11 protein-coding genes are annotated in these 12959 nt (G+C 74.3%); 4 read left to right on the top strand and 7 right to left on the bottom strand.

Features of this window, described 5'->3' with window-relative positions:
* Nucleotides 1–96: 96 nt before the first annotated feature.
* Together AC1WTP_RS12535 and AC1WTP_RS12530 are read right to left on the bottom strand one after the other, a co-directional pair.
* Nucleotides 97–1320, bottom strand: coding sequence for an acyl-CoA dehydrogenase family protein (locus AC1WTP_RS12535; RefSeq protein ID WP_481649399.1), 1224 nt, complete (start codon nt 1318–1320; stop codon nt 97–99).
* Complete coding sequence (locus tag AC1WTP_RS12530; protein ID WP_481649398.1) at nt 1320–2432, bottom strand: phosphotransferase family protein; 1113 nt, start codon at nt 2430–2432, stop codon at nt 1320–1322. The genes AC1WTP_RS12535 and AC1WTP_RS12530 overlap by 1 nt, the downstream gene beginning before the upstream one ends.
* A gap of 149 nt (nt 2433–2581) precedes the next feature.
* Between AC1WTP_RS12530 and AC1WTP_RS12525 the strand changes: the two genes are divergently transcribed.
* Nucleotides 2582–3283: an ACT domain-containing protein gene (locus AC1WTP_RS12525; RefSeq protein ID WP_481649397.1), complete on the top strand. Its 702-nt coding sequence runs from the start codon at nt 2582–2584 to the stop codon at nt 3281–3283.
* Between the two features lie 213 nt (nt 3284–3496).
* Nucleotides 3497–4549 carry a GNAT family N-acetyltransferase gene (locus tag AC1WTP_RS12520; protein ID WP_481649396.1) on the top strand — a complete coding sequence of 351 codons (1053 nt, stop codon included), beginning with the start codon at nt 3497–3499 and terminating at the stop codon, nt 4547–4549.
* 94 nt (nt 4550–4643) lie between these two features.
* On the opposite strand, the gene AC1WTP_RS12515 is transcribed toward AC1WTP_RS12520, so the two are convergent.
* Entirely contained in the window at nt 4644–6209 is a 1566-nt protein-coding gene (locus AC1WTP_RS12515; RefSeq protein ID WP_481649395.1) for an aldehyde dehydrogenase family protein, read from the bottom strand.
* Between the two features lie 419 nt (nt 6210–6628).
* The gene (locus tag AC1WTP_RS12510; protein ID WP_481649394.1) at nt 6629–7225 is read right to left on the bottom strand and encodes an LPXTG cell wall anchor domain-containing protein; all 597 of its coding nucleotides are present in this window, start codon (nt 7223–7225) and stop codon (nt 6629–6631) included.
* 519 nt (nt 7226–7744) lie between these two features.
* Between AC1WTP_RS12510 and AC1WTP_RS12505 the strand changes: the two genes are divergently transcribed.
* Both AC1WTP_RS12505 and AC1WTP_RS12500 read left to right on the top strand, forming a co-directional pair.
* Nucleotides 7745–10324, top strand: a complete 2580-nt coding sequence (locus tag AC1WTP_RS12505; RefSeq protein WP_481649393.1) for a glycoside hydrolase family 9 protein — start codon at nt 7745–7747, stop codon at nt 10322–10324.
* A gap of 78 nt (nt 10325–10402) precedes the next feature.
* Nucleotides 10403–10954 carry a DUF488 domain-containing protein gene (locus AC1WTP_RS12500; RefSeq protein ID WP_481649392.1) on the top strand — a complete coding sequence of 184 codons (552 nt, stop codon included), beginning with the start codon at nt 10403–10405 and terminating at the stop codon, nt 10952–10954.
* 113 nt (nt 10955–11067) lie between these two features.
* On the opposite strand, the gene AC1WTP_RS12495 is transcribed toward AC1WTP_RS12500, so the two are convergent.
* The 3 genes from AC1WTP_RS12495 to bioB all read right to left on the bottom strand — a co-directional run bounded on the left by AC1WTP_RS12495 (nt 11068) and on the right by bioB (nt 12881).
* Nucleotides 11068–11583, bottom strand: coding sequence for a GNAT family N-acetyltransferase (locus AC1WTP_RS12495; RefSeq protein ID WP_481649391.1), 516 nt, complete (start codon nt 11581–11583; stop codon nt 11068–11070).
* Nucleotides 11584–11653: 70 nt separating this feature from the next.
* Nucleotides 11654–11875: a biotin synthase auxiliary protein BsaP gene (gene bsaP, locus AC1WTP_RS12490; protein WP_481649390.1), complete on the bottom strand. Its 222-nt coding sequence runs from the start codon at nt 11873–11875 to the stop codon at nt 11654–11656.
* 10 nt (nt 11876–11885) lie between these two features.
* Entirely contained in the window at nt 11886–12881 is a 996-nt protein-coding gene (gene bioB / locus AC1WTP_RS12485) for a biotin synthase BioB (RefSeq protein WP_481649389.1), read from the bottom strand.
* Nucleotides 12882–12959 lie beyond the last annotated feature (78 nt).

Here is a 12959-nt window from a genome sequence, read left to right as displayed (position 1 = left end):
GCACTCCCGCGATCGTGCGGGTGCTGCCCCGGCGTTACGGACGTCGCTCCCGTAACCGGGGCTGAGAGTGCACGATCGGCGCGGGGTGAGGGTGGGTCAGGCGGGGGACGGGGTTTGGCGGCGGAGTTCGCGGCGGGCGAGGGAGGCGCGGTGGACCTCGTCGGGGCCGTCGGCGAGGCGCAGGGTGCGGGCCTGGGCCCAGAGGGCGGCCAGCGGGGTGTCCTGACTGACCCCGGCGCCGCCGTGCGCCTGGATCGCCTTGTCGATCACCCACTCGGCCATCGCCGGGGTAGCGATCTTGATGGCCTGGATCTCGGTGTGCGCGCCCTTGTTGCCGACGGTGTCCATCAGCCAGGCGGTCTTGAGCACCAGCAGCCGGGCCTGCTCGATGCGCACCCGGGACTCGGCGATCCACTCCCGCACCACGCCCTGCTCGGCCAGCGGCCGGCCGAACGCGACCCGTTCGCTCGCCCGCCGGCAGAGCAGTTCCAGCGCCCGCTCGGCCATCCCGACCAGCCGCATGCAGTGGTGGATCCGCCCGGGGCCGAGCCGGGCCTGGGCGATGGCGAACCCGGCGCCCTCCGCGCCGATCAGGTTCTCCGCCGGCACCCGTACGTTGACGAAGTCGACCTCGGCGTGCCCGCCGTGCGGGGCGTCGCTGTAGCCGAAGACGGTCATGCCCCGGCGGACCGTGACCCCGGGGGTGTCCCGCGGGACCAGCACCATGCTCTGCTGCCGGTGGCGGTCGGCGCCCGGGTCGGTCTTGCCCATCACGATGAAGACCTCGCAGCGCGGGTCCATCGCCCCGGACGACCACCACTTGCGGCCGTTGATCACGTAGTGGTCGCCGTCCCGGGTGATCCGGGTCGCGATGTTGGTGGCGTCGGAGGAGGCGACCTCCGGCTCGGTCATGCAGAACGCCGACCGGATCTCGCCCTCGAGCAGCGGCTCCAGCCAGCGCTTCCGCTGCGCCTCGGAGCCGAACTCGGCGAGCAGTTCCATGTTGCCGGTGTCCGGGGCGGCGCAGTTGACCGCCTCCGGGGCGAGGTGCGGGCTGCGCCCGGTCAGCTCGGCCAGCGGCGCGTACTGGAGGTTGGTCAGCCCGGCGCCGTAGCGCGGGTCGGGCAGGAAGAGGTTCCACAGGCCGCGCCTGCGCGCCTCGGCCTTCAGCCCGGCCATCACCGGCGGCCGGGCCCACGGGTCGCCGCCGGCGGCGACCTGCTCGGCGTGCACCGGCTCGGCCGGGTAGACGTGCTGCTCCAGGAACGCGGTCAGCTCCCCGCGCAGCTGTTCGGTGCGGGCGTCGTACGCGAAGTCCATCAGCGCTCCCTGGCGGCGGTCAGCCCGTGCGCGACCAGCGGTGCCACCATCTCGCCGATCCGGTCGAAGCCCTCGCCGAGGGTCTGCCCCAGCGTGTGCCGGTAGTGGATGCCCTCGCAGATCACCGCGAGCTTGAAGCAGCCGAGCGCGACGTGCCAGTGCAGCGGGCCGACGTCGACGTCGCCGCGGCCGGCGTAACGCTCGATCAGCTCGGCGCCGGTGGGGAAGCCGGCGCGCGGGCCGAGCCCGTCGGCGACCGGGTTGCCGGCGGCCGCCTCACTGTCGCCGAGCACGTCCCAGTAGGTCAGCAGGAGCCCCAGGTCGGCCAGCGGGTCGCCGAGGGTGGCCATCTCCCAGTCGAGCACCGCCCGGACGGCGACCGGGTCGACGGTGGCGAGGAGGTTGTCCAGCCGGTAGTCGCCGTGCACGATCCGGCCGGCGTTGGCGCCCTCGGGGGCGGTGGCGGCGAGCCGGTCGCGCAGCTCCTCGATGCCGGGCAGCGGCCGGCTGCGGGAGCGTTCCAGCTGGCCGGCCCAGCGGCGCACCTGCCGGGCGAGGTAGCCCTCCGGCCGGCCGAAGTCGGCCAGCCCGACCGACGCCGGCTCGACGGCGTGCAGCGCGGCCAGCGTGTCCATCATCGCCATGGCCAGCTCCCGCCGCTGCTCGGCGGTGAGCGGGTCGGTCTGGGCGCGGGTGCGGAACACCTCGCCGGGCACCCGTTCCATCACATAGAACGGCGCGCCGATCACCTCCGGATCCGGGCAGTGCAGCAGGGCCGCGGGCACCGGAACGTCGGTGGGGGCGAGCGCGGAGATCACCCGGAACTCCCGGGCCATGTCGTGCGCGGTCGCCAGCACGTGCCCGAGCGGGGGCCGGCGCAGCACGACCTGGTGCTCGCCGGCGTGCAGCAGATAGGTCAGGTTGGACTTGCCGCCGGCGATCAGCCGGGCCCGCAGCGGGCCGGCGGCCAGCTCGGGGCGGTGCTCGGCGAGGTAGCCGGCGAGCCGGTCGAGGTCGAGCCCGACGGGGGACGCGGTGGGGGTGGAGCCCCGCTCCGGCGGGGTGGCCCGGGCGGTCCCCGGCCGGAGCGCGTCGACGGCCGGATCGGTCATCCGACTAGTTGATGGCAGCCCGACCGGGTTGTCAAGGTCGGATTTTGCCCGCGGGACATGCCGCGGCAACAGGGACGAAATGGGCAACGGCCAGGCTGGTGCCCAGCCTGCCGGCCGCGCCGCCGGCCCGCCGAGCGGAGGGTACACAGATGTTGCTGCGAGTTCGGGTCACCCTGCCGGACCGTCCGGGCACGCTCGGCCAGGTGGCGCGCACCATGGGCGTCTCCGGTGCGGACATCGTCCAGGTGGTGGTGCTGGAACGGCTCGGCGGGCGGGCGGTGGACGACTTCACCGTGGTCTGGCCGGGCGCGGCCCGGGTGGAGCGGCTGCTGGCCGGCCTGGCCGCGATTCCGGGGGTGCGGGTGGACGGGGTGTGGCGGGCGATCGGCGCGCCCACCACCACCGGGCAGGACGCCGAGTTGCTGGCCCAGGTGGCGGCGAACCCGGTCGACGGGGTCGCCACCCTGGTCGACGCGGTGCCCGGGCTGCTGGCCGCCGACTGGGCGGTCGCCGCGGTGGTGCCGCTGGACTGGGCCACCCGGGCCGGCGGCGGGGAACCGACGGTCGGGCACGCCAGCTGGCGGGCGCCGGTACCGCCGCGGCTGCCGGAGGTGACCCCGCTGCGCGCCCGGGCGGTCGACACGCCCGACGGCGGCCACTTCGCTGTCGCCCCGTTCGGCCGGGCCGGCCTGGTGCTGGTGGTCGCCCGGGAACGCACCGATCCGCTGGTCGCGCCGGCGTTCCACACCACCGAGGTGGACCGGCTGGCGCAGCTGGTCCGGGCCGGTGCGGTGATCCTCGGCGACCGGCTGGACCTGGTCGGCGCGCCGCCGGTGGTCACCGGCCCCTGATCCACGGCGGCCCACCGCCGGTGGGCGGTGGCGGTCCGGCCGCCGGGCACCGCGGGGCGGCCTTCCGGCCGCCGGGCAAACGGGGATGGCTTCCCGGCCGCCGGGCACCCGGCTGTGGCGCAGGTCGCGTCCGCGGATCCCGGGCCGTCACCCCGGGGCAACCGGCCGGCAACAGCCACCGGCGAGGGTCGTACCCGGGGAAGGGAGGCAACCATGACGTTGTGGCGGATCCGAGCCACCGTGGACGACCGGCCGGGCTACCTGTCGGTGCTCACGGCCAGCCTCGCGCTGCGCGGGGTGAACATCCTCGCCGTGCAGGTGCACACCACAGAGCGGGGCGCGGTCGACGACTTCCTGGTCGACGCGCCGGACACGCTCGACGAGGCCGACCTCGTCGCCGCCGTGGAGCGGGGACGGGGGCGGGACTGCTGGGTCGCGCGCAGCGAGGCGCGCGGGCTGGCCGACCAGCCGACCCGGGTGCTCGGGCTGGCCAACCGGCTGGTGCGCGACCCGGACGCGACCGGGGAGGCGCTGCGCACGCTGCTCGGCGCGGACACGGTCAGCTGGCGGGCCGCGCCGGCCGGCGCCCGCGGCGGCAGCACCGAGCGCACCATGCTGGTGGCCGACCCCGGCGGCGGGTCCTTCGTGCTGCGTCGGGCCGCCCCCGACTTCACCCCGGCCGAGTACGCCCGGGCGCAGGCCCTGGTCGAGCTGGCGGCGACCGTCGGGCGTCGGGCCGCCGAGCAGGTCACCCTGGTCCTGCCGGACGGCGCCGAGGTGGGCGTACGACCGGCCGGCGCGGACGACCTGGCGGGCGTGGTCGAGCTGCACGAGGCGTGCTCGGCGCGCAGCCGGCACCGGCGCTACCTGGGTGGGGCGGCGACGCCGGCGCCGACCCGGCTGCGCCGGCTGCTGGAACCGGCGCGCGGGCTGACCCTGCTCGCCGCCGCGCCCGGCTGCGGTGGCGCGGGGGAGCCGGTGGTGGCGATGGCGAACCTGCTCGCCGAGGGGGACGAGGCGGAGGTGGCGCTGCTGGTCCGGGACGACTGGCAGCGGCGCGGACTCGGCTCGGCGCTGCTGCGGCGGCTCGTCGGGCACGCCGAGCGGGCCGGTTACGCGGCCCTGGTGCTGCACGTCCAGGCCGAGAACACCCCGATGCTGCAGACCCTGCGGCGCCTGGCCCGCCCCACCCGCAGCGAGCGCGACGCCGCCCTGCTCACCCTCACCGTCCCCCTGACCGCCCCCACCCCCGTCATCCCCCGCTGACCCGCGCGATCGTGCACTTTCCGCCGGCGGACCGGGCACATGCCGCGTGTCACGGGCCGCAAGTGCACGATCGCGCGAGTGGGGGAGGGGTGGGTCAGGTGGCGGGGTAGCTGCTGTAGTCGGGGAAGTTGCCGTAGAGGCGGTCGTCGCCGTTCTGGGTGACGGCCTGCACGAGGAGGTCGCCGCCGACGAAGGCGCCCTTCCAGGAGGCGCCCCGGCCGCCGAACGGCTCGTCCCGGTCGCCCCGGGAGCGGGGCTTGTTGATGCCCACCTTGAACGCCTGGAGGTCCACGGCGAGCTTCGCCGCCTCGTCCTCGTCGTCGCAGGCCAGCGAGGCGACCAGCGCGCCGTTGGAGGCGTTCATCGCGGCCAGCAGCTCGTCGGTGGTGTCCACCACCACGATGGTGTCGACCGGCCCGAACGGCTCGGCGTGCATCAGCCGGGACCGGCCGGGCGGGGCGAGCAGCACCGCCGGCGCCACGTACGCGGAGGTGTCCTGCCCGTCGAGGAACGGCGCGCCGTCCAGCTTGCCCCGGTGCAGCGGCACCGCGCCGCCGCGTACCGCCTCGTCGACCTTGCGGCGCAGCTCGTCGGCCTTGGCGGCGCTGATCAGCGGCCCGAAGTCCAGCTCCGGCAGCGGGTCGCCGGCGGACCAGTCCTGGTCGACGGCGAGCGGGTGTCCGAACCGGACCGAGCGCACCACCGGCAGGTACATGTCGAGGAACTCGTCGACCAGGTCGCGCTGCACGACGAACCGGGGGTACGCGGTGCAGCGCTGCTTGCCGTACTCGAAGCCCTTCTTCAGGTGCCCGGCGAGCAGGTCCCACTGGGAGAAGTTCCAGACTCCCCAGGCGTTGAGCCCCTCCTGCTCGATGAAGTGCCGCTTGTCGGAGTCGAGCAGCGCGGCGGCCACCTTGCCGCCGTTGGACCGCCCGCCGACGAACGCCACCGCGCCGATCTCCGGCGCCCGGACCAGCACCTCGGAGAGTTCCTCGCCGCTGCCGGAGAGGAGCGTGGCGGGCAGCCCGGCCCGGCGCATCAGCGCGTGCGCGACCGTCAGGCAGACCGCCCCGCCCTGCGACGGCGTCTTGGCGATGACCGCGTTGCCGGCCAGCAGCTGCACGAGTTCCGCGTGCACCAGCACGCTCATCGGGTAGTTCCAGGAGGCGATGTTGCTGACCGGGCCGGGCAGCGGCTCCCGGCCGTCGGCGAGCATCCGGTCGATCTCGCCGACGTACCAGCGCACGCCGTCCAGCGCCCGGTCCACGTCGGCGCAGGCCAGCCGCCACGGCTTGCCGATCTCCCAGACCAGCAGCAGGGCGAGCAGGTCGCGGTGCGCGGTGAGCGCGTCCAGCGCGTCGGTGACCCGGGCCTTCCGGTCGGCCAGCGGCGTCGCGGCCCAGTCCCGGTGCGCGGCGGCGGCGTACGCGACGGCGGCCCGGGCGGCCCCGGCGTCCAACCGGGACAGGTTGACCAGGACGGTGTTGTCCACCGGCGTGCGGACCGGGGTCGGCACCCCGAAGGCGCGCCAGTCGCCCTCGACGAGGTTGTGCGGGGTGGTGGTGCCGTCGGCCGGTGGGCCGAACGCCTCCGGGGCGGCGGCCACCGCGCGGGCGAGAATGTCCGACCAGGCGGTGCCGTCGGCGAGTCGTAGAGCCATCGCGATCTCCTCAGGTCGTCCGGGGAGCGGCGGCGTCGATGGCACCGCTGGTGTCGCGTACTGTCGCGCGCCGTGCCGCGGCCCGGCAACAGTACGTTCGTATGCCGGAACGCGAGGCCCGCGAAAAGTCGGCCCAGACCGCGGCCAACGGTCGCGTCCGAGCGTGCTGAGCTGGGCGTACGCGGCAAGAGAATCTAGCGTTATCGATGATGTGACGTATCTCCGGGCGCCGTCGACCGGGTTACCCGTGAGTACGGATCCCGGCTCGGAACGGATCAGATCCGGACCCGCGCCCGACGCCACCGGCGGCCGCGACGGGCGTGCCGCCGGGTGGGTCGCGTGGCGGTCGGCGGTACGGGGCCGGACACGCGAACGGCCGCCGGACAGGTGTCCGGCGGCCGCTCGGGCGCTGCGTCAGATCAGCTGGTGAAGGTGATGTTGTCCCGCCGGCGGCGCAGCACCAGCAGGGTGCCGCCACCGATCAGGGCGAGGCCGCCCAGCGCGATGCTGGTCGCCGCCACACCGGTGACGGGCAGGCCGCCGCCGTCACCTCCGTCGCCGCCGTCACCGCCACCCGGCGTCGCGGGCGTGCTCCCGCCGGGGGTGGTCCCCCCGTCGGTCGGAGTCGTCGTGCTCGGAGTGGGGCTCGTCGCGCACGGCTCCAACCAGAAGACCTTGTGCTTGGCGTCGGAGGACTTGCCGTCCACCAGGTCGACGTCGAGCTTGAGGTGGTAGCCGTGCTTCGGGTGTGCGGTGAGGCCGGCGAGGTCGAGGTCGTTGGCGGAGAGCTTGATGACCTCGTCGTGGTCGTTCTCCGCGCCGGAGGCGGGATCGGTGCTGATGATTCGGTTCTTGACCGACCAGACCACCTTGTCCGTGCCGGACGGCGGCTGCGCGGTAAGCGTGATGTCGGCCGCCTGGTTCGTGTCGAAGTTGAAGAACTCCAGCTCGAAGTCGCACGTCACGTGCGGCTGGTTATCGACCTTGTCCTCGAACTCCTGGCCGTCAATCTTCACCGTGCCGTTGTCGCCGGCAGGGTTGTGACCGCCTGGGGCCGCCTGGGACAGGGGTGCGACGCTCGCCCAGGCCGGGGTGGCGATGGCGAGACAGGCCGTGGCGGCGGCAGTGAAAAGGGCCGCGCGCGCCACGCGCCGACGCTGTGGCATGAGGATTCCTCCGGAGTGGATCGAGGGGACAGCACATGATGACACAGGGCGTGACGGACGTCGACATCAGGCGATCGGCTTGACCTGCGCGGACCTGCCGTCCGAAGCCGGGCGTCCCGGGAAGTTCGTCACTCTCCGCAGGCGTGTCGCTGTAACGGAAACGGCCGTCGCGACGCTGCGAAGCGTTTTTCCGGCGGTGGTCGGGTGGCGCCACGGTCGGTCTTCCCAAACCGGTGACATCGAGATTACATTGCTGACTGTCCATGGGAGCGCTCCCGGGCCCGTGGCCCACCCCCACCACCCGCCGCCGGCAGCCCACGTCGGACCCGACGACGTCCCGCACGGCAGCGCCACCGACAGGAGCTCGCCATGCCCCACCCGAGACGGCCCGGACGGGCCGACCAACCCTGGCCCCGCCGCCTGCTGGCCGCCGGCGTCGCGCTCGCCACCGGGCTCGCCCTCGCGGTCGCCGCGCCGGCCGCGCCCGCGTCCGCCGCGCCCACGTTCAACTACGCGGAGGCGTTGCAGAAGTCGCTCCTCTTCTACGAGGCGCAGCAGTCCGGCCGGCTTCCCGACTGGAACCGGGTCTCCTGGCGCGGCGACTCGGCGCTGGGCGACGGCGCCGACGTGGGACTCGACCTCACCGGTGGCTGGTACGACGCCGGCGACCACGTGAAGTTCGGCTTCCCGATGGCGTTCAGCGCCACCATGCTCGCCTGGGGCGCGGTGGAGTACCGGGCGGGCTACACCGCCACGGGCCAGCTCCCGCACCTGCTCAACAACCTGCGCTGGGTCAACGACTGGTTCGTCAAGGCGCACCCGGCGCCGAACGTCCTCTACGGACAGGTCGGCAAGGGCGACGACGACCACAAGTGGTGGGGACCGGCCGAGGTGCTGCCGATGGCGCGGCCGGCGTACAAGATCGATGCCAGCTGTGGTGGCGCGGACCTGGCCGGCGAGACGGCGGCCGCGATGGCCGCCTCCTCGATGGTGTTCCGCCCCACCGACCCGGCCTACGCCGACACGCTGCTCGGCCACGCCCGGCAGCTCTACGCCTTCGCCGACACGGTGCGCAAGAGCTACCACGAGTGCATCACCGACGTGACCAACTTCTACCGCTCCTGGAGCGGCTGGCAGGACGAGCTGGTCTGGGGCGCGATCTGGCTCTACCGGGCCACCGGCGAGGCCGCCTACCTGGCCAAGGCGGAGACCGAGTACGACCGGCTCGGCACCGAGAACCAGACCACCACCCGGTCCTACAGGTGGACCATCGCCTGGGACAACAAGCAGTTCGGCGCGTACGTGCTGCTGGCCAACCTGACCGGCAAGCAGAAGTACGTCGACGACGCCAACCGCTGGCTGGACTGGTGGACCGTCGGGGTGAACGGGCAGCGGGTGGCCTACTCACCGGGCGGCATGGCCGTGCTGGACTCCTGGGGCGCGCTGCGCTACGCCGCCAACACCGCCTTCGCCGCCCTGGTCTACAGCGACAGGATCACCGACGCGACCCGCAAGGCGCGCTACCACGACTTCGCCGTCCGGCAGATCGGCTACGCGCTCGGCGACAACCCGCGCAGCTCCAGCTACGTGATCGGCTTCGGGGCCAACCCCCCGCGCAACCCGCACCACCGCACCGCGCACGGCTCCTGGTGGGACAGCCAGACCGTGCCCACCGGGACCCGGCACACCCTGTACGGCGCGCTGGTCGGCGGCCCCTCCGCGGCCAACGACGCCTACACCGACAACCGCTCCGACTACGTGATGAACGAGGTGGCCACCGACTACAACGCCGGCTTCACCTCCGCGCTGGCCCGGCTCGCGCAGGAGTACGGCGGCACCCCGCTGGCGAACTTCCCCACCCCGGAGACGCCGGACCTGGACGAGCTGACCGTGGAGACCACGGTGATGCAGGCCGAGCCGCGGGCCACCGGGCTGAAGGCGATCATCTACAACCGGTCCGGCTTCCCGGCCCGCGCCCTCACCGACGGCCGGTTCCGGTACTACTTCCGCCCGGACGGCCCCGGCCCGGTGCAGGTCACCCCCGGCTACACCCAGGGCTGCCCGGCACCGACCGCCGCCCGGCAGCACTCCGGCGACGTCTGGTACGTCGAGGTGGACTGCGCCGCGCACACCATCGCGCCGGCCGGCCAGTCCCAGCACCGGATGGAGGTGCAGTTCAAGGTCGGCGTGCCGGAGGGCGGCACCTGGGATCCGAGCAACGACCCGTCGTACCAGGCCGACACCGGTCCGAACCGGAGGGTGCCGCTCTACTCCGGCGGCACCCGCGTCTGGGGTGAGGAGCCCGGCCCCGCCACCCCGGACACCACCGCGCCGACCGCACCCGGCACCCCGGTCGCCTCGGCGGTGGCGCCGACCGGCCTCACCCTGACCTGGCCCGCCGCCACCGACGCCGGGGGCAGCGGCCTGGCCGGCTACGAGGTCACCCAGGCGCAGGTCGGCAGCGACGCGCTGGTCCTGCTGAACGCCGCCACCAACACGCTCGCCGTGACCGGCCTGCTGCCGGAGCGGACGTACCGGTTCTCGGTGCGGGCGCGCGACGGCGCGGGCAACCGCTCGGCCGCCTCGCCGGTGCTCGAGGTGACCACCCCGGCCACCCCGACGCCGACGGCCGGCTGCCGGGTCGGGTACGCCACCAGCGACTGGAGCACCGGCTTCACGGCGACCATCACCATCACGAACACCGGCACCACCACGCTGAACGGCTGGACCCTGGCCTTCAGCTTCCCGAGCACCGGGCAGCAGGTCGGGCAGGGCTGGTCGGCGACGTACCGGCAGACCGACACGGCGGTGACCGCCACGAACGTCTCCTACAACGGGGTGCTGGCACCGGGGGCGTCGACCAGCTTCGGCTTCAACGGCACCCACACCGGCAGCAACCCGAGACCCACCGCGTTCAACCTCAACGGCGGCACCTGCACCCTGGTCTGACGGCCGCCGCGTCGAGATCGTGGGCAGTTACCGCGCGCGCGAACGGTAACTGCCCACGATTCGGGGCACGATGCGGTGGTGGAACGGGCGCTGGTGACTGTCGGGCACGGGGCCGCCGACCGGGCGCGGCTGGCGGAGCTGCTGGCCGGGGCGGAGATCGAGCTGGTCGTGGACGTGCGGCGGTTTCCCGCCAGCCGCACCAACCCCGACGTCCGTCGGGAGGAGCTGGCACGCTGGCTGCCGCCGACCGGGATCGACTACCGCTGGGAGCCGCGCCTCGGCGGCCGGCGGCACACCCCGGCCGGCACGCCGGAGCCGGACACCTGGTGGACCGTGGCGGCGTTCCGGGCGTACGCGGCGTACACCCGTACCCCCGACTTCCGGGCGGCGCTCGACGCGGTGCTGGCCGACGCGGCGGCCCGGAGCACGGCGGTGATGTGCAGCGAGAGCGTCTGGTGGCGGTGCCATCGGCGGCTGATCGCCGACGTCGCGCTGCTCGGCCACGACGTGCCGGTGGAGCACCTGATGCCGGACGGCCGGCTCGCCGCGCACCGGCCGGCCGCCGGCGCCCGCCGGCAGAGTGGGCACGATCTCGTCTGGGACGGCACGGAAACCCCAGCGGCTGGCTAGCGTCGAGCCGTGACAGCTCCGGACCGGCGCCCGTCTACCACGGGGTGCGCCTGCTCGACGTCACCGGGCCGCTGGGGTGCTCACCGTCGCCGGCGGGCCGTGCCGGGCCGGGGTCAGTCGACCAGTTCGTCGGCGAGCAGGTCCATCAGCAGGCCGTCGTGCCAGCGCCCGTCCTCGCCGCGCTCGTAGCGGCGCAGCACCCCGACCGGGCGGAACCCGACCTTGGCGTACGCGCGGACGGCCGCCGTGTTCGCCGCCGCCGGGTCGATGGTGAACCGGTGGTGGCCGTGCGCGTCGATCAGGTGCCGGACCAGGGTGCGGATCGCGTCCCCGCCGAGCCCGCCGCCCCGCACCGCCGGGTCGAGGAAGATGTCGATGCTGGCGTGCCGGTAGTCCGGATCGTCCTCGGCGTACCACTGGATCGCGCCGACCACCCGGCCGCCCTGCTCCACCGCGTACACCGCCAGGTCGTCGTCGGCGAGGTCGGCGCGGACGGCCGCGGCCAGGTCGTCGCCGCCGCGCCACCAGCGGCGCACCTGCGGGGTGGCCCGGATCGCCGCGAGCACCGGCACGTCCGCCGCGGTGGCCGGCCGCAGCGTCACCGCCCGCCCGCGCAGCTCCCCGGTCACCGGCGCCACCGGGCCCGGCGCAGCGGGAACGGCCGGCGGGCGACGACGGGACCGGGCGGCACCGGGGGCCTCAGCCGCGGATCTCGCCGTGCTCGACGCAGACCGCCGACCAGCCGACCGGCAGCACCTGCACCTTCATCCGGCGGCGGCAGTGCGCGCAGAACCGGGGCGGCTCCAGGGCGCGCGCCGCCGCGCAGCCGTCGTGCGGTCCGGCCGCCGCTGACCCGCCGCAGCGGTCACACCAGGCCGGTGCCGTGCCACCGGTCACCGCCAGCCCCGCAGCGTCCGTCACCGTCAACCCCTCACAGCGTCGCGGAGAGCGCCTTGACCGGCATCTTCAGGTCGTCGAGCAGCGCCAGGTCCGCGGTGGCCGGCCGGCCCAGGGTGGTCAGGTAGTTGCCGACGATCACCGCGTTGATGCCGCCGAGCAGACCGTCGCGGGTGCCCAGGTCGCCCAGGGTGATCTCCCGGCCGCCCGCGTACCGGAGGATGGTGCGCGGCATGGCCAGCCGGAACGCGGCGATGGCCCGCAGCGCGTCCTTGCCCTCGACCACCGGCCGGTCGCCCAGCGGGGTGCCCGGCCGCGGGTTGAGGAAGTTCAGCGGCACCTCGTGCGGGTCCAGCTCGGCGAGCTGCGCGGCGAACTCGGCGCGCTGCTCCACCGTCTCGCCCAGGCCGAGGATGCCGCCGCAGCAGACCTCCATGCCGGACTCGCGGACCATCCGCAGCGTCTCCCAGCGCTCCTCCCAGGAGTGCGTGGTGACCACGTTCGGGAAGTAGGAGCGGCAGGTCTCCAGGTTGTGGTTGTAGCGGTGCACGCCCATGTCGACCAGCTCGTCGACCTGCTCCCGGGTGAGCATGCCGAGCGAGGCGGCGACCTGGATGTCCACCTCCGCCTTGATCGCGGCGACGCCCTCGCGCATCTGCTTCATCAGCCGGGCGTCCGGGCCGCGGACGGCGGCCACGATGCAGAACTCGGTGGCCCCGGTCGCCGCGGTCTGCTTCGCCGCCTCGACCAGTGACGGGATGTCCAGCCAGACCGAGCGCACCGGCGAGGTGAACAGGCCGGACTGGGAGCAGAAGTGGCAGTCCTCCGGGCAGCCGCCGGTCTTCAGCGAGACGATCCCCTCGACCTCCACCTCCGGCCCGCACCAGCGCATCCGCACGTCGTGAGCGAGCTGGAGGGCGGCGGGCAGGTGCTCGTCGGGCAGGTTCAGCACGGCGAGGACACCGGCCTCGTCGAGGCCGACGCCGTTCTCCAGTACCTGCGTACGGGCCTGGTCGAGGATCTCTGGCATGGCTCGTACCCTACAAGGCCGCCCGAGCGGGAGAAACCGCCGCGCGGCCGGGGCGTGACCGGGCCGATGCGCCCGGGG

It is taken from the genome of Micromonospora sp. R311, assembly GCF_056780015.1.
This window is presented reverse-complemented; position numbering and strand designations above follow the sequence as displayed.